Source organism: Pseudoalteromonas sp. MEBiC 03485 (assembly GCF_004195145.1).
Classification (GTDB): domain Bacteria; phylum Pseudomonadota; class Gammaproteobacteria; order Enterobacterales; family Alteromonadaceae; genus Pseudoalteromonas; species Pseudoalteromonas apostichopi.
Genome location: NZ_SGBT01000001.1, coordinates 383,165 through 401,337, shown reverse-complemented (window position 1 = coordinate 401,337; position 18,173 = coordinate 383,165). Strand labels below are relative to the sequence as shown.

The following is an 18,173-nucleotide window of genomic DNA, read 5'->3' as shown; positions in this document are numbered from 1 at the left end:
GTAAACTCAGATAATAATTGAACAAAGCTTGTGTTTTGCTTTGCAAGTACATAGCATAAGAGTTTAATTATAAAAAAATAATAATGACCAAATAATTGCCGCTTTTTGGGAATGGAATATATGCGAATTGCTCCTTTATCTCTGTTAATTTCAGTTAGTTTGCTAGCAACTAGTGCATTTGCACAAGATACTGCTACGGTAACTGGCATTGAATCAGAGATCAGTAAAAAACAAGCCGAATACGATAACTCGACCCTAATCCTCGAAAAACACCTAAAAGAAGAAAGTCAGTTACAAAAACAACTCGAATTATTGCGCGCCCGCTCAACTGAGCTAGACAAAGAAAAGAATCAAGCGCTAGATGCAATGAACGAGATGTACCGCCGACTAATTGATGACCCAACCCTTGATATCAGCAATGCGCAGTCGCGCTATCAAAAAGCGGTTGTTGATCACAAACAAAACAAAGATGATATTTCGATGCAATTGGCGGCAATTGCTTCACATAGAAAAGACATTGAGCAAATTCGTGTATCAAAACATACACAGTTAAACACCTTAGAAAGTTTAAAAGAGCAGTTAGCAACGGCACGTGTTGAGCGTTTACGTAACGAATTCACTCGTGAAGGCACATTAGAGGTTAATCACACAATTAACTGTAAGCGCACTGAAACACTTGCTGCATGTGAACAGCGCGGCCAGCAAATGGGCTTACAAAAAGCCACTAAACGTTTTGTAGACCAAATTTTTGCTAACTTAACTGAAGAGCGTTTAGTTGAACCAAAACGCAACCTTGCTGGTGCACAAGTTAAGATTTTAAGTAGCCATGTAGTGAATAGCGCTTTTAGTGGGCAAGGTAACTACAACGTTAACTTAAGCGTGACGATGCGCGGTGATGTAAATAGTAGCCGTTTATGTAGCTTACTTAATTTAGACAACCGTTTTTGTGCAGACTATGGCACACCTTTAGCTGGAAACTTTCAGCCAAGCTATGGGACCACATATTCAGATAGTCAGTTAACATTCAGTGATCCTCAGGATAATGGGCAGGTGGTATCGGTTTCACGTATGAGTGAACAACCTGTAAGCGATTACTCTGTAAAAAAGCCAATAAAGGTTGAACCATTACCTGATCTAAAAAAATCTAAAATGGTTGAATTAACACTGCGTTCAAATGTTTATGATGACGAAGTGTTTATTGATGGTGTGAGCTATGGCGCAACTAGGTTAACGACATCATTACCAAAAGGTTTCCATGAAATTGAAATTCGCAAACGAGGCTACAAAAGCTATAAAGCGCGAATTGATCTGCGTAAAGCGCAAACAATTAATGCAAATCTAGTGAAAGTACCAGAACCAGTTGTTGCTGAGGTTACTACGGCACCAACTCAACCAGTAATAGCACCCGTTGCAAGTATTGTTAATAAAACCAGCTCTGCCAGCATTGTGGTTATACCCGCTGGTAAATTTAAGATGGGTGATATTAACGGCAACGGTTTAGCGAATGAACGTCCAGTGGTAGAAAAAACCATTGCTAATTCATTTGCAATGCAAAGCAAAGAAGTAAGCGTTGGCGAGTATGAGCAATTCGTTGCGAATACGGGCTACAAAACAGAAGCAGAAAAAGATCGCGGCTGTGCGTATTACTTAAATGGTGAACCAGTGTGGGAAGCAACCCTAAACTGGCGTAACCCAGGCTTTGATCAAGAAAGTGATTTTCCGGCGGTTTGTTTAACTTACAATGATGCCAAAGCGTATGCAGATTGGTTATCGGGTCAAACAGGCCAGTTATTTCGTTTACCCAATGAGGTTGAGTGGGAGTACGCTGCACGCGCAGGTAAAGAAACTGAATACCCTTGGGGTAACGAAATTGGAAAGAATCTAGCGAACTGTGGCTGGTGTGGTAGCGAATGGTCAAATAAGAGCGCTGCACCAACAGGATCGTTTTCTCCTAACGCATTTGGCCTATACGATACAGTAGGTAATGTGTGGGAATGGACAAACAAAAAGTCAGGACAGTCTGATGTGGCTGTTCGAGGCGGTGCATGGAATTTTGCCCCTAGCCTAGCACGCGTATCAACGCGCTTAATCTTAGCGCCAGATTTCCGTGCAAACTATATCGGTTTCCGTTTAGTACGCGAACGATAGAAATTTGAAAAGGAAGCAATGGATGCTTCCTTTTTTAGCAATTTAAATAAAGCAGTTGCGCTTTCTCATGATTAGCATGATAGAGTGAGAGCAGCTAGTATAAGAATGAATTTTTCAAAGGTCATCCAGCCTCATGTTTAAAAAACTCCGTGGTATTTTTTCAAACGATCTATCGATCGACTTGGGTACAGCCAATACCCTAATTTATGTAAAAGAAGAAGGTATCGTATTAAACGAGCCTTCAGTTGTTGCTATTCGTCAAGAGCGTGCTGGTGGCCCTAAGAGCGTGGCATCTGTAGGTACTGAAGCTAAGCAAATGTTAGGTCGTACTCCGGGTAACATTAAAGCGATTCGTCCAATGAAAGACGGCGTTATTGCTGACTTCTATGTGACAGAAAAAATGCTTCAACACTTTATTAAACAAGTGCATAACAACAACTTTATGCGTCCAAGCCCGCGTGTACTTATTTGTGTGCCTTGTGGTGCAACTCAAGTTGAAAAACGTGCTATTCGTGAATCAGCAATGGGTGCTGGTGCACGTGAAGTTTATTTAATTGAAGAGCCAATGGCTGCGGCGATTGGTGCAGGTTTGCCTGTATCTGAAGCAACGGGTTCGATGGTTGTTGATATCGGTGGTGGTACAACTGAGGTTGCCATTATTTCACTAAATGGTGTGGTTTACTCTTCATCTGTACGCATCGGTGGTGACAAGTTTGATGAAGCGATTATCAACTATGTACGCCGTAACTTTGGTAGTTTAATTGGTGAAGCAACGGCTGAAAACATTAAACACCAAATTGGTTCGGCCTTCAAAACTGACGAGCCAATTGAAATTGAAGTACGTGGTCGTAACCTCGCTGAAGGTGTACCGCGCTCATTCACACTGAACTCACACGAAATCTTAGAAGCATTACAAGAGCCATTAATGGGTATTGTAAGTGCAGTGATGGTTGCGCTTGAGCAATCTCCGCCAGAGCTTGCGTCTGATATCTCTGCACATGGTATGGTATTAACAGGTGGTGGTGCATTATTAAAAGACTTAGATCGTTTATTAATGGAAGAAACCGGTATTCCTGTTGTGGTTGCTGATGACCCATTAACCTGTGTTGCTCGTGGTGGCGGTAAGGCACTAGAAATGATTGATATGCACGGTGGTGACGTATTTAGTTACGACTAATGAAGTTACTGTTTGGTCGTACCATCTCTTTGCAACTGCGACTTTTTGTCGCAGTGCTTTTGAGTGTCGTGTTGATCGTGGGCGATCGCTACACTCAAGGTGGTACAACAATCCGCACTAGTTTAAATACCCTGGTTAGCCCACTTATTTATCTTGCCAATTTACCCTATGAGTTATTTAGCATTGGCGCGAAGAATCTGCACACCCGCGAACAGCTATTAACTGAAAACGAAGCGTTAAAAAAGAAGCAGTTACTACAAAGCGAACAACTACAACAATTGCAATTTTTATCTCGTGAAAACGATAAGTTACGAGCGTTACTGGGTTCATCAGCTAAGCAATCAAATCGTAAAATCATTGCGCAAGTACTCTCTGTTCACTCTAATCCGTATAGCCATCAGGTGGTTATTAACCGTGGTACAACTGATGGTCTAAGTGAAGGTCAAGCCGTCATTGACGAAATGGGGGTTGTGGGGCAAATCACTCAAGTGGGCTCGACTACTTCTCGAGTACTACTGATGACAGATACAACCCATGCCACACCAGTGCGTATTCTACGTAACGATGTGCGAACCGTAGTTGAAGGGATTGGCAAAATTAACGTAGTAAAGCTTTCGCACGTTCCGCATAGCCTTGATGTTCGCATTGGCGATATTCTGGTTACCTCAGGTCTGGGGGGCACGTTCCCAGAGGGGTATCCGGTTGCAGTGGTGACCGAAATTAACCGCGATGAAGGGCGTCCGTTTGCACAAGTTTATGCTGAACCCATTGCACAACTCGATCGTATTCGCTTATTGGTTGTGCTGTGGCGTAATCAGCAGGAGAGCATGAGCAATGAATAGTCGTCACTCTTTGCTGATTGCTATCAGTATTTTCTTTGCATTGGTTATGGCGTTAATGCCGTTACCGATTTCGTTTGAGCCCTATCGTCCAGATTGGGTGTTAATGGTATTAATGTATTGGTCATTAGCGGTGCCACACCGTTTAAATATTGGCACAGCTTGGGTGGTTGGTTTATTGATGGACCTTGCATCAGGATCGCCATTAGGTGTGAACTCACTGACTTATTCGGTGTGTATATTTATCACTGCTAGTAACTTCCAAAAAATTAGAAACTTTTCTTTATGGCAGCAAAGTATATTAATTGCTTTGTTTTTAACGCTTTATCACCTCATGCAGTTTTGGCTTAACCACTTTTTAATGGGCGTTTACTTTAGCCCCCATTATATGTGGCCAGTGCTAACCGGCATGCTTTGTTGGTGGTGGATTTTCTTAATTTTGCGTAAATATCGCCGTCATTTCAGGATTAGATAATGCAAACCGCAATTTATTTGGCGTCTGCATCACCGCGCCGAAAAGAGTTGCTCAGCCAACTTGGCGTTGAGTTTTCTCAATTTAGCGTTGATGCAGATGAAAGCCAGTTCCCAAACGAAGCCCCTCGTGACTATGTAGAGCGTCTTGCCAGACTCAAGGCACAATCAGGCGTAGCTATGGGTTACATTGACCGTCCAGTACTTGGCAGCGATACCGTAGTTGTAATTGATGATACCGCACTCGGTAAACCGCTAGACCAAGTAGATTTTACTACCACGATGAAGCGTTTATCTGGCCGTACCCATCAAGTGATGACAGCTGTGGCAATTGCTGATAGTGAGCAAGTAAAAAGCTGTCTTGTTGTGACTGATGTCACATTTAAAGTGCTCAGCGATGCTGAAATTGATGCCTATTGGCATAGTGGGGAGCCACAAGATAAAGCTGGTGGTTATGGCATACAAGGCTTAGGTGGGCGCTTTGTTAGCCATCTTTCGGGTAGCTATTTTGCAGTTGTCGGCTTACCTTTATATGAGACAGAGCAGTTATTAAACGAATTTTTAAGAGGGTAACATGAGCACTGAATTACTGATCAACGTTACACCGAGCGAAAGTCGCGTTGCGCTTATCGAAAATGGCGTACTGCAAGAGATTCAACTAGAGCGAATTGGCAACCTAGGTATTGTCGGTAACATTTACCTAGGTAAAATCAGCCGTGTTTTACCAGGCATGCAAGCTGCGTTTGTGGATATTGGCTTAGAGAAAGCTGCCTTTTTACATGCATCGGACATTGTAAACAGTGCCTCGATTGTGGAAGGCGTTGATGAGCAGCCAATAAAGAAAGTACAAGATATTCGTGAGCTTGTGCGCCAAGGTCAATATATCATGGTGCAAGTGGTTAAAGACCCTCTTGGAACCAAAGGTGCACGCTTAACAACTGATATCACCATTCCTTCACGTTACTTAGTGTTCATGCCAGATGCGACTCATGTTGGTGTGAGTCAGCGCATTGAAACTGAAGAAGAACGTTTACGCTTAAAGAAAATTGTTGCTGAATATGGCGATGATGATGGCAGCTTTATTGTTCGTACCGCAGCAGAAGGTGCGTCGGAAGCTGAGCTACGTCATGATGCTGAGTTCTTAAAAAAACTGTGGCAAAAAATTGTTACTAAGCGTAAAAAAATCAGTAAAGAAAGCATCTTGCATGAAGACTTAACACTCGCTTTTCGAACTTTACGTGACTACGTAGGTGAAGACATGGAGCGTATTCGTGTTGACTCAAAGCTCACTTATCAGGAGCTTAAAGAGTTTACAGAAGAGTTTGTGCCTATCTTATCGGGAGCACTTGAATATTATCCTGGTGAGCGGCCTATTTTCGATTTATTCGATGTTGAAACCGAGATTCAAAAAGCACTCCACCGTAAAGTTGAGCTTAAATCGGGCGGTTATTTAATTATTGACCAAACCGAAGCGATGACAACCGTTGATGTAAATACTGGTGCGTTTGTTGGTCATCGTAATTTAGAAGAAACCATTTTTAATACTAATATCGAAGCGACCTCTGCGATTGCACGTCAACTGCGGTTACGCAACTTAGGTGGCATCATTATCATCGACTTTATCGATATGGTCAGTGATGAGCACAAGCGCCGAGTATTGCACTCGCTTGAGTCAGCTCTTGCAAAAGATCGTGCAAAAGCCAACATAAATGGTCTATCTGCACTAGGCTTAGTAGAGATGACCCGCAAGCGTACCCGCGAAAGCTTAGAGCATATCCTTTGTGATGTGTGTCCTGCGTGTTCCGGTCGTGGTTCACAAAAAACGGTAGAAACAGTTTGCTACGAAATTTTACGTGAAATCGTTAGGGTAAACCGTGCTTATGCGGCTGATAAGTTCATGGTTTATGCCGCTCCTTCGGTAAGTGAAGCGCTGATCAACGATGAGTATCACAATCTTGCAGAGCTGGAACTATTTATCGGAAAGCAAGTCAGTATTCAAACAGAGAGTTTATACAACCAAGAACAGTTTGATGTGGTAATGATGTAATGAAGGCAAAAACGGTCTGCTTTTATTGTTTACGTAAGTTATGGCAAGTATTTGCTATCACTCTCGTACTGCTGGCCGTTATTGTCTCTGTTGTGAAGTATTCACTCCCTTATGCGAATGACTATAAAGATGATATTGAAGCGTTTTTGTATGAACGTTTTGATGTTAATTTAGCGATTGGTTCTATCTCGGCTAGCTGGCAGGGCAAAGGTCCTGCCTTAGTCATTGAAGACATTTCGTTTGAAGATAACCAAACCTCACCCATCGCACTAACCATTGATAAAGCCAGTCTTGAAGTAAACTTATGGGAGTCGGTGAAAAGCCGTCAGCTTAAATCGAGCTACTTTGTGATCAATGGCTTTCATGCTGATGTTGATTTACCCACAATGCTTGATTTGGGTAATAACCAGCAAGCAGGCAACTTTGAGCAAAAAGAACTGATTGAAGGCTTATTCCTTGGTGAAACAGGCCACTTTGCAGTGCAAGACAGTAGCCTTAACCTTACCCTCAGTGATGGCAAAGAGCGTAAGCTGATCCTTGAAAACATTGTTTGGCAAAATACCCCAGAGCAGCATCAAGGCTCGGGAACATTAGCGTTACCGGGGATTTCTGTTGGTAGCTTTGACGCCCGTATGGCACTTAATGGCTCAACCCTCGAAACCATGGCTGGTGATATTTATGTCCAAGCAGCGAACGTCGATGTGTCTAAGTGGTTGGCGCAATATATTAATACTGACAAACAGCAGCTTAATTCAGACATCAACTTAAAGACGTGGTTTAGCCTTGAGAAAGGCCTGATCAGCGATGTAAAAGTGCAGTGGCTACCTAGCTTTATCAACTGGCAGCAAAACCAAGAAGCACATCAAATTAGCTTAAGTGAAGGTGGCTTTCATTTATTTCCAAAGCAAAATGGCTGGCGTTTAAAAAGCACCGGACTCACGTTTGAAAGTGACTTAAAAGAATGGCCGACCTTACAATTTGAAGCTCAACTTGGCGATAAAAGCCAAATCTGGCTTAAACAATTTGATTTTGCATTACTCGCCAAGTTATCGCAGTTAAGTAACTTTGAGGTGCTAGCACCATTTTTAGCACGCCAACCCAATGGTCAATTAAGTGATGCCTATTTAGAATTAGGTCAGCAAGATAAGTGGCAGTTCTGGTTTCAAGGTGAGCAAATTAATTGGCTATCGCTGCAAGGCATTCCTGGTGGGCAAGCTATTCGTGTTGATGGCTTAATTAATCAATCAGCTGGTCGAATTCAGTTATATGGCGAGAATAATCAACTGCTCACGAACGGCAGCTTTAGCCAAGATATTGCTTATAACCAATTAAATGTCGAGCTAGACCTTCATCGTTACGACGATGGCTGGCGTATTAGTAGCGATAATATCTGGCTTGATAACGACGAAGTTACCCTTGCAGCTGAGATGATGCTTAGTCTTACTGATGAGCCGCGTTTAGATTTATATGCTGAAGCCTATGCCCCTGATGCCAACGTAGCTGGGCATTATTTCCCATTACCTGTGATGAGCGAAAAGTTGGTTAATTACCTCAATGGGGCAATTAAGGGCGGTGAAGTAAACAAAGCTCAAGTGTTGTTTTCTGGGCCATTTAAAGGTTTTCCATTCAAACAGCAGCAAGGTCAATTTGAAGTTTTAGCGAATGTTGAGAGTGCCAAATATAAATTCTCACCGAGCTGGCCTACAGTTGAAAATGCTAACGTCATTTTACATTTTGAAAATGAGCGCATGGATATCTATAGCAAGTCAGGCAAGCTAGTTAATTTATCTCTCGGAGAGAGTGTGCACGTCAGTATTGCAGATTTAATGAATGCAGAGATACTAAAAGTTGCTATAAACAAGCGCGCCCATGGCAATAAGCTTAATCCTTTCTTTACTGAGACTCCGCTTGCAAAGCCTTTAGCAAGTGTCTTTGAAGTCGTGCAACCTCAAGGTGAAGCAACCGCCGAGATTGAGCTGTTAGTTAATTTACGTTCTGGTCATGTTGATGCGATTGGTGAAGTTGAACTTGCAAATATCCCGGTTTACCTTGCACAACCGGGGATCACACTTAATAACATGACTGGTATCGTTAAGTTTAATAACGATAAAATCGACCTAAAAAATGCTAAAGCAAACTGGATGGGGATGCCACTCACTGCGAGTTATAACAGCGAAAGCGTGGCTGATAACTACCTCGCAGAAATTGATATAAAACTGGCGCTTGAAGCTGAGCCTTTAATTGAACAAGCCCATGGTTTGCTTGCAGGTTACTTAAGCGGTCAAAGCGATGTTGATATTAATGTTTCACTTAATTTTTTACCGAATGATTTCAATTATCGTGCAGATGTGAGTGGCGACTTAATCGGTGTGACTAGCCAGTTGCCGGCACCTTATAACAAGAGTTCAGAGCAAAGTTGGCCATTAACCGCGGTGGTACAAGGCGACCGCATCTCAAATCTGATTACTGCTAATATCGATGAGCAGCTTTTCTTTAATGCGATTTTAGATAATGGTAAACAGAAATTTAGTAATGCCCATTTAATTTTAGGCGCACAAGATTTAGGTCTTAATCGTGAAGGTTTTGCTGTATCTATCGATTTGCCAGAAACTAAAATAGTGCCTTGGTTTGGCTTAATTGATCAAATTATTGCGCTCACCAAAGTGAAGTCTGACGCGCCAAGTGTGATGCCTGCATTCAATAACGTAACGGGTAAATTTAATAAGCTGGCATTACATAATATCGACTTTAATGATTTTGAATTTCGCTTAGCACCAAAACAATCAGACTTAGAGTTAAGGTTAAATGCTAAAGAATTACGTGCCGACGCACTTATTCCAACCGGTGAAACGCGCAGACCAATTCAAATTTTTACTGACTATCTGCGTATTAACTTCAACGAAGTAGCAGAGCAAGCAGATCAAGTTTCTGAACCTGAAGATTTAAGATGGTTAACTCGTGTTCCAGCTATCGAGTTTAACTGCGAAGATTGTAAAGTGGCAGAATATCAACTCGATAAAATTAAAAGCAGCTTAGTAGGAGAGCAAGGTAAACTCTTGTTCACTGAGCTTGTTATCGACAAAGGCGATCATGTATTGCGTGGTAAGGGGCAATTTGCCGATGGTCAAACACGCTTTACTGGTAACTTACAAAGTGACGATATCGGTGAGTTATTTGATGAATTTGATATCACAACAACAGTAAAAGATTCTGATGCCGATATTAAGTTTGATCTTGCATGGCAAGGCGCACCTTATAACTTTGACGTACCCAGTTTAGCGGGGGAGCTAGATTGGCGTTTAGGTGAAGGTCACCTTACAGAAATTAGTGATGGTGGTGCGCGGGTATTCTCATTACTGAGTTTAGATTCGTTAGTGCGTAAGCTGAAACTCGATTTTAGAGATGTATTCTCTAAAGGCTTTTTCTATAACAGCATGCAAGGCACGATGCAGCTAGAAAAGGGCATTGCTTACACTCAAGATACCAAGCTTGATGGTGTACCTGCCGATTTAACGATTAAAGGCCACACTAACTTAAACACCTTTGAAATTGACTACGACCTGGCTGTTGCACCGCAGGTAACCTCAAGTATTCCTGTTATTGTGGCATGGATGGTCAACCCTGTAAGTGGTCTTGCAGCGCTGGCAATCGATAAAGTAATTCACTCGGCACGAGTGATCTCTGAGATCAACTTTAAAGTAACAGGGAGTATGAATGATCCTGTAGTGAAAGAGCTTGATCGTAAGAGTCGTGAAGTGACGTTACCACAAGCTGCGCAAAGTCAGCCACAGTCGTCGACGCAATTAAAATTAAAAGATGCCGCATCTTCAGCGAGTTTAGGTAACAATGAAGACTAATCATCAACCACAGGTTGTCGCAGTACAAATGTGCTCAAGCATGAATGCTGAGCAAAACCTCGCTTTTCTAGCAGATACACTGACCAAGTTACCTGCTACTCGGCCATTGCTTGTGTGTTTACCTGAAAGTTTTTTGATTTTTAGTAAGCACAGCCAAGCAAGCTATGAATTAGGTCTACAGAGTGAGGTTTATAAAGCGAAACTTGCCGATTTATGTAAGCAGCATGATATCTGGTTAGCTGCTGGTACCCTCCCTGTTTCGCAGCAAAATGGTAAGTATTTAGCTGCCTCGTTTTTATTTAATAACCAGGGTGATGTGGTTGCACAGTACAATAAAATTCACTTATTTGATGTAGATGTTGCCGACACGACGCGCAGTTACCGAGAGTCTGATGCGACGCAGGCGGGCGAGGATATTGTGGTGGTTGATTCGCCATTTGGTAAAATTGGCCTAGCAGTATGTTATGATCTACGTTTTAGTGGCTTATTCACCGCGATGCAGCGCCAAGGGGCTGACCTCATTTTAGTGCCAAGTGCCTTTACTACAGTCACCGGCGCTGCTCATTGGCATATTTTATTAGCTGCGCGCGCAATCGAAACACAATGTTATGTGGTTGCCGCAGCACAGTGGGGCGAGCACGAGAATGGCCGTCACACTTATGGGCACAGCATTATTATTTCACCATGGGGGGAAACGCTCAGTGAGCTTGCCTCTGGTACTGGGTTTATCAGCCATTGGCTTGATTTAAACCGCTTGAATACAATTCGCCAAGACATGCCTATGCAGTCTCAGCAACGATTTAGAGAGCATTTATTATGAACACGGTTGAACAGCATTTATTACATGACAGCCAACTAACGAGAGAAGAATTAGAAAAAACGCTCGCTTTTATTCATCAACACCAAGTTGATTATGCCGACCTGTATTTTCAATCTAGTCACCACGAATCTTGGGTGCTTGAAGATGGCTTAGTGAAAGAAGGTTCTTACAACGTTGAACGCGGTGTGGGTGTGCGTGCTGTTAGTGGTGAAAAAACCGGTTTTTCATACTCAGATGCGATTAATCTTGAAGCGTTAAATAAAGCCGCAACCGCAGCGCGTAGTATTGCCAATGCAGGCGAAAACAAAACGATTCAGGTGTTCAGTGATGTTGCTGCTAAAGAGCAGTATGCGCCGCATCAACCTATTCAAAGCATGAGCAATGATGACAAAGTAAGTCTGCTACGTGAGCTTGAAAGCTATATTCGTCAATTAGCACCTGATGCTGAGCAAGTGATCAGTTCAATGTCGGCGGTTTATGAAGAAGTGTTAATTGCTGCAAGTGATGGCACCTTTGCAACCGATATTCGCCCGCTTATTCGTTTAAATTGTTCAGTGTTACTTGAGAAAAATGGTCGTCGTGAGCGCGGTGGTGCAGGGGGCGGTGCTCGTTTAGATTATGGTTATTTTAAAGAGTTAGTCGATGGCAAACCGCGTTGGATGGAATACGCGGAAGAAGCTGTTCGCCAAGCGAAAGTAAACCTAGAAGCAATCGATGCACCTGCAGGTAGCATGGAAGTAGTACTAGGTGCAGGTTGGCCGGGCGTGTTACTACACGAAGCGGTAGGTCATGGCCTAGAAGGTGACTTTAACCGTAAAGGCGCATCAGCTTTTAGCGGTAAGGTAGGTCAAAAGGTTGCATCTGAGCTGTGTACAGTCGTGGATGATGGCACCATTGCTGATCGCCGAGGCTCATTGAACGTAGATGACGAAGGCACTCCTGCTGCGTATAACGTGCTTATTGAAAACGGTATTCTAAAAGGCTACATGCAAGATAAGCTAAATGCGCGTTTGATGGGGGTTAACCCTACCGGTAATGCGCGCCGTGAATCGTACGCTCATTTACCTATGCCACGTATGACCAACACTTATATGTTAGGTGGAGAGCACAGCCAAGCCGATATTATCAGCTCGGTGAAAAAGGGTATCTTCGCGCCTAATTTTGGTGGCGGCCAAGTGGATATCACGTCAGGTAAATTTGTATTTAGCGCCTCTGAAGCCTACTTAATTGAAAACGGTAAAATCACGCAACCTATCAAAGGTGCCACACTAATTGGTAATGGCCCAGAAGTGATGCAGCAGATCTCAATGGTAGGGAACGATCTAGCACTTGATAAAGGCGTTGGCGTGTGCGGTAAAGATGGCCAAAGCGTACCTGTTGGGGTAGGTCAACCAAGCCTTAAAATTGATAACTTAACGGTGGGTGGTACGGCTTAATATTCCCTCATTATAGTTATAATGAACGCGAGGGTAATCCCTCGCGTTTTTGTATTAGCTTACTAGCATCCATATACCCGCGGCTATCATAAATAAGTTCTCACTCAGTGAGATAAAGCCGAGCGGCACATTACTGTCGCCACCAACACAGGCGCATTTCAGATCTCGTTTATCGATATACACAGCCTTAATAACCGATACTGCACCTATACCACCAATAAATAATGAAAATGGGGCAACAGCTAAGGCAGGTAATTCAGCTACCATACCTATCGCTACATACGCCTCAATAAACGGGTATACATAAGCGTAGGGCACAATACGCATCGCTAGTAAGTCATAGGTAATAAATGAGTTAGAAAAGCTGTATAAGTCTTGTAGCTTTTGTATCGCTAATACCGCCATTGATACTGCAACGAACAGCATCAGGTTTTGCAAAGAGAATAAAGCCTCACCGCTGGCATAAGTAAAACCGCAGCTGAGTAGCATAGCGACCGCAAAAATGGCTAATACAGGCGTGTAACTGGTGCCCTGTTGGACAGCCTTAGGTAGATTAAAAAAGTCGCGCAAATCATCGTAACCACCAATGCGTTTATCATTGATAAAGGTTTGTGGTGTGGTTTTTACATCATGCTGCTGTTTGAATGCGTCAGTTTGCTCACGGCTGGTTAAGTGACGATCGTCAACATCGTAACCATGTCGCTCTAATAAATCTTTTGATTTTAAACCGAACGGGCAAATATGCTCATCGGTCACCATGCGGTATAAAATTGCAGACTTAGACACAGTGCCTCCTTGTAAAAATGCCTTGAGTACTGCGTAAAAGTTGCTTAATTACACAGTAAACAAGGGCAAATTGTTGCTATAACTGGTTACTTTATTAACAGTTACAAGGTTTGTGCCAGCACTGTTTATTGCTTGGTTATGGTTAAAACAGCATCCATTACTGGGTCTACACCTGCAAAGTAGTCTTTTGCAGAAAGCGTAATTGGCATATCGGGCGCCAACCAAATACGATGGTCTTCAGCTCGGCTTTGCTGGTGGAACTGGCTCGAAATAAGGCCTGTTTGTTTACTGTATGGTAGGTTAAACCAGCCTGCTTCACCTGCCACGTTAGGGCGGGTGCCTGATGGTTCACCTACAAAAATTGCTGGCACTATATTGGTAATCTTAACTGCTAGATCATGGCCTGCCGAAAATGTATTGCGGCCAATTAATATAAATAACTTTCCTTGTGGCTTTAATACTTTAAAAAATGCGGCCGTTGCTACCAAAGGTGGGGTGAGCGAGCCATTACCACCACTGTTATGGCGAAGGTCTAGCACCATATGCTCAATGTCATCGTGTTTGATTTGTGCTTGTAGCTGCATAGCAAATTCAGCAAGGGTGAGATCTTTGCTATTACGTACATCATTGAATTGTACATACAGTAATTTATTCGCTTTTATTTGTTCGCTCCAAAACGGTGTGTTGTTTTTCGCTAAGTATCTAAGCGTAGGGTGTTCAGCAAGTTTTGGTAACTTAGGAAAACCTGCAAATTGCATTGACTTGAGCGCTGGTGTAACTGTGGTGAGAGCGCCTTTTGGCGAGCTGAGGGTGAGCGTTACCTCGTTACCTTTGCTAATGCCAAGCCCGTTTAGTACATCAAGCAAACTTAAATAATATGGTCCCAGCCAAAGGGTTTGCATTTCATTATCGCGAGCATTAACACGTTTAGTTAACTCAAGAGCTTGCTGGGCTGGTGTATCGGCAAATGCCTCAACTTTATGGCCAACATATTGCTGGTAATCGCTACTTGCTTTGGTGATGTATAAGCCGTCACTAAATTGATAAAACTGAAATGGTAGTTGCTGAAAGTTGCCTTTTTCACCCCATGCTGGGATCAATAGATTATGACCATTGCCAAGTAACGCAATTAGCTCCATAAACTGAAAAACAATTTGCTGATCAGTCAGATCAGGAATCGATTTATCAATCTCAGCTACTTTTTCTGCAAACTGTTGTGAGCTCATGTTTTGATACATTGCCACGTGTAAACGTTTAATCTCTGCAACTAAAAACGCTAAATCGGCGCGCCATTTTTGATCTCGATTGAGCTCAGTATCTAAATCATTACCTGCAAGTGATTTGTAACTGGCTGATTGCGCAAAGCGTTCAAAGTGAGGGTTAGTACCAGATTTAAATAAGCTGGTGCCAGCAAGTGTTGGGCGGTCATCCCATCTTGCTGCCAGTGCTTTTTTAAGCCAATATTCTGCTTGCTGTTGGTTGTTAAGCTCTGCGTATGCCTCTGCAATTTTCACCATTAAATCGTTAGGGTTACTGGCCCCATTAGGAATGCCTTTTAAGCTAGTCCCAATTGCAAGTGCGCGTTGCAAAGCATTGCTGGCATTTTGATAATCAGCCAATTGAAAATAACTGAGACCAAGTAAATACCAAGTATCGCCATCATTTTGATATTCATTAATGAGCTGTTTTGTGAGTTTATTCACCAGAGCCCAGTTTTGTTGTTTAGCAAATTCTATTGCTGCTGTTTTCGATTGAAAGTAAGCGATTGGGTCGCTTGCACCAACGCGACTTGGTTGCACTTTTAAGGCTTGATTCGTTACCTCTAAAGAGTGATTCGTTGCTAAAGCAAAGCTCGAAAAGTTTATTAATAGGCACAATGTTAGTAGTAAAAAATAGGACTTGTACATCTGGAGTCTCAAAGCTGTTTTTTGTTTAAATTAGCGTTAGAGCTGTAAAAAAGCGTCCTAAAACAGGATTTAGGACGTTTTTTGTCTGTTTTATGAGCAGGTTTTTAGTGTTTGCTTCTTAAATTGACTCGGCGTTAATCCCGTTTCTTTTTTAAACACCGCATTAAAAGTCGATTTAGAATTAAAGCCAGCTTGAAATGCCAGTTCTATCAGGCTGAGTTTTTGAGATGAGCCTTGCTCTATTTCGCGTTTAACATCATTCACTCTATGCTGGTTGATGTACTCACAAAAGTTGTTCCCCGTTGTGCTGTTAATAGCCCAAGATATTTCTTTACTACCGAGCCCAGTTTGATTTGCTAAGTCGTTTAATGACAACCTAGGTTGTCGATAAAGCGATTCATGAATAATCAAGTTATCAATGGTTGAGAAAATTTGCTGCGCAAGTTGCTCGTCAGACGAATCAGTTTGTTCAGCTTCGGGTTCTTCAGGCAATGTGACTGGCTCGAATTGAAAGCTATTTTTGATGGTGTGAAACAACAAAAAGCTAAACATTAGCAGTAACAGTATTTCGTTTAATAAATACCAGTGCATCTTTAAATCGAGCGGCGTGATTGGTTGCACATTCATACGCAGCAAATCGAATACGACAATAATGGCAAAAATAAATAATGCTTTGATCAGCCACTTTAATTTAAGGCTCTCAGCATCTGAGCGCGCATGCATAAGTTGTTTGTGGTAGCCCTTTAAAGTGCCATAAGCAAAGTAGAAGTAGCCAAGTTGACTGAGCGAACCGAGTAAAATGATCTCCTGCGTGTAGTGGGTAAAGGCCAAGGAAATAGCCGCAGGAATTAAGTGAACCGCGTAGTGTGATGTTATAAAGGGCTGCTTACCTGTAATCGACAAGGTAAAAAAGTAAATCATAGGCCCATACAGTAATGTAAATGCCGGTGTGATTAGGTAATCAGAAAGGCCTAACCCTTCTAACAGGTTAAAGGCGCATACACAGCCTTGAAATACAAATAGCAGCACCAAGGAACGACTTTGTTTTTGGCTATTAATTAATAATGCACCAAATAACATTTGGAACAGAAAGATACTCTGTACAAGGTGTACAGGGAATAAAGTGATTGATTGCAAAGTAGTTTACGTTCTTATTCTTTTAACTGAGTTTAACAACTCATCATCACTTTGTAATCATAGGCATAAAAAAACCTTGTGGCAGCACCACAAGGTTTTAATTTAGCTTAAAGCTAATCTTATCTCATCGTCACAAACTCTTCTGAGCCTGTTGGGTGAATAGCCACAACAGCATCAAAGTCTGCTTTTGTTGCGCCCATTTTCATGGCAACCGCAAAACCTTGGATCATTTCATCAACTGTGAAGCCAATGCCGTGTAAGCCAACAACTTTTTCGTCTTCTCCAGCACACACCAGCATCATGTTACAAGCTTGGCGGTGCTGAGTAACCGCTGTGTACATTGCTGCAAAGCTTGATTTATAAACCTTTACGTTTTCAGCACCATATTGCGAAATCGCTTCTTGTTCTGTTAAACCAATCGTGCCAATAGGCGGGTGGCTGAATACCACAGTCGGTACTAGCTCGTAGTCCATTTTTAAATCGTCAGGTAATTCTTTATTAAATAAGCGCTCTGATAAAATACGACCTGCTTTAACGGCTACTGGCGTAAGTTCAATACCGTTTTCGATGATATCACCTACTGCATAGACGTTTTCAGCGGTGGTGTTTTGGAATTCGTCTACTTTTACGTAACCGCTTTCGTTCACTTCAACACCTGCTGCTGCAAGGTTGATCTTGTCAGTTGTTGGTGTACGGCCAATTGCCCAAATAACTTCATCAACGTTTTGGCTGTGACCATTTTCAAAGTGAATTGTTAAGCTACCATCGCTTTCTTTAATTACTTCTTTTGGAGTGCAATCAGTGTGAAGCGTAGGGCCTTCTTTTGCCATGATATCGACAAGCGTATCAATAATGTACGGGTCAAAAGTACGTAGTGGTTTGTTTTTACGAACAAACAGGTGGGTTTCTGTGCCAAGGCTATGAAGTACACCAGCGATTTCAACGGCAATGTAACCTGCACCAACCACAGCAACACGTTTAGGTTGTGCGTCTAGCTCGAAGAAGCCGTTAGAATCAATACCAAGCTCAGCGCCAGGGATGTTAGGAATAGTAGGACGACCACCAACAGCAACAAGGATATGATCTGCGGTGTAAAGTTCACCGTCAACTTCAACTGTTTTGTTATTAACAAACTTAGCAAAGCCATTGATCACAGTCACACCATTGCTAGATAAGTACTTGTTGTAACCTTGGTGAATACGACCAATATACGCTTCGCGGCTTTCAACTAATTTAGCCCAGCTAAAACCTTTTAACTCAACATCAAAGCCGTAATCAGGTGCATATGCGTTAATAGCTTCAGCGATTTGTGCGCCGTGCCACATAACTTTCTTTGGAACACAACCGACATTTACACAAGTGCCACCCATGTGTTTTGCTTCAATAAGAGCGACTTTTGCGCCACGCATTGCTGCACGGTTTGCAGAGGCAATACCGCCACTACCACCACCAATTGCAATGTAATCAAAATGCTGAGCCATAGTTTGTCCTCAAAAATAGATAATTTTTTATTAATTAATCGATTTAGTAATAACTTGATAATAGCAT

13 protein-coding genes are annotated in these 18,173 nt (G+C 42.4%); 9 read left to right on the top strand and 4 right to left on the bottom strand.

Translation table 11 applies throughout. The features are described from left to right. Window positions 1-120: 120 nt before the first annotated feature. The 9 genes from EVU92_RS01825 to tldD all read left to right on the top strand — a co-directional run bounded on the left by EVU92_RS01825 (window position 121) and on the right by tldD (window position 12,795). On the top strand, window positions 121-2,148 hold the full coding sequence (locus EVU92_RS01825) for a formylglycine-generating enzyme family protein (RefSeq protein ID WP_130049776.1): 2,028 nt from the start codon (window positions 121-123) through the stop codon (window positions 2,146-2,148). A 133-nt stretch (window positions 2,149-2,281) separates the two neighbouring features. Further along, entirely contained in the window at window positions 2,282-3,325 is a 1,044-nt protein-coding gene (locus EVU92_RS01820; protein ID WP_054552787.1) for a rod shape-determining protein, read from the top strand. Next, window positions 3,325-4,167, top strand: a complete 843-nt coding sequence (gene mreC, locus EVU92_RS01815; protein ID WP_130049775.1) for a rod shape-determining protein MreC — start codon at window positions 3,325-3,327, stop codon at window positions 4,165-4,167. Before EVU92_RS01820 ends, mreC begins: the two co-directional genes overlap by 1 nt. Beyond that, window positions 4,160-4,639: a rod shape-determining protein MreD gene (gene mreD / locus EVU92_RS01810; protein WP_054552785.1), complete on the top strand. Its 480-nt coding sequence runs from the start codon at window positions 4,160-4,162 to the stop codon at window positions 4,637-4,639. The genes mreC and mreD overlap by 8 nt, the downstream gene beginning before the upstream one ends. Continuing rightward, a complete protein-coding gene (locus tag EVU92_RS01805) occupies window positions 4,639-5,208 on the top strand; it encodes a nucleoside triphosphate pyrophosphatase (RefSeq protein WP_130049774.1) in 570 nt (189 codons plus the stop codon). Before mreD ends, EVU92_RS01805 begins: the two co-directional genes overlap by 1 nt. A gap of 1 nt (window position 5,209) precedes the next feature. Continuing rightward, a complete protein-coding gene (gene rng, locus EVU92_RS01800) occupies window positions 5,210-6,682 on the top strand; it encodes a ribonuclease G (RefSeq protein ID WP_130049773.1) in 1,473 nt (490 codons plus the stop codon). Then, window positions 6,682-10,539, top strand: a complete 3,858-nt coding sequence (locus tag EVU92_RS01795; protein ID WP_130049772.1) for a YhdP family protein — start codon at window positions 6,682-6,684, stop codon at window positions 10,537-10,539. Before rng ends, EVU92_RS01795 begins: the two co-directional genes overlap by 1 nt. Beyond that, on the top strand, window positions 10,529-11,359 hold the full coding sequence (locus EVU92_RS01790) for a carbon-nitrogen hydrolase family protein (RefSeq protein ID WP_130049771.1): 831 nt from the start codon (window positions 10,529-10,531) through the stop codon (window positions 11,357-11,359). Before EVU92_RS01795 ends, EVU92_RS01790 begins: the two co-directional genes overlap by 11 nt. Continuing rightward, entirely contained in the window at window positions 11,356-12,795 is a 1,440-nt protein-coding gene (gene tldD / locus EVU92_RS01785; RefSeq protein ID WP_130049770.1) for a metalloprotease TldD, read from the top strand. The genes EVU92_RS01790 and tldD overlap by 4 nt, the downstream gene beginning before the upstream one ends. Before the next feature lie 54 nt (window positions 12,796-12,849). Here the strand turns inward: tldD and EVU92_RS01780 are convergent, their stop codons facing one another. The 4 genes from EVU92_RS01780 to gorA all read right to left on the bottom strand — a co-directional run bounded on the left by EVU92_RS01780 (window position 12,850) and on the right by gorA (window position 18,106). Further along, a complete protein-coding gene (locus EVU92_RS01780) occupies window positions 12,850-13,581 on the bottom strand; it encodes a glutaredoxin (RefSeq protein WP_130049769.1) in 732 nt (243 codons plus the stop codon). Window positions 13,582-13,706: 125 nt separating this feature from the next. Next, a complete protein-coding gene (locus EVU92_RS01775) occupies window positions 13,707-15,380 on the bottom strand; it encodes a hypothetical protein (protein ID WP_130049768.1) in 1,674 nt (557 codons plus the stop codon). A 198-nt stretch (window positions 15,381-15,578) separates the two neighbouring features. Beyond that, window positions 15,579-16,625: an AraC family transcriptional regulator gene (locus tag EVU92_RS01770; RefSeq protein WP_130049767.1), complete on the bottom strand. Its 1,047-nt coding sequence runs from the start codon at window positions 16,623-16,625 to the stop codon at window positions 15,579-15,581. Window positions 16,626-16,744: 119 nt separating this feature from the next. Next, window positions 16,745-18,106: a glutathione-disulfide reductase gene (gorA, locus tag EVU92_RS01765; RefSeq protein WP_130049766.1), complete on the bottom strand. Its 1,362-nt coding sequence runs from the start codon at window positions 18,104-18,106 to the stop codon at window positions 16,745-16,747. Window positions 18,107-18,173 lie beyond the last annotated feature (67 nt).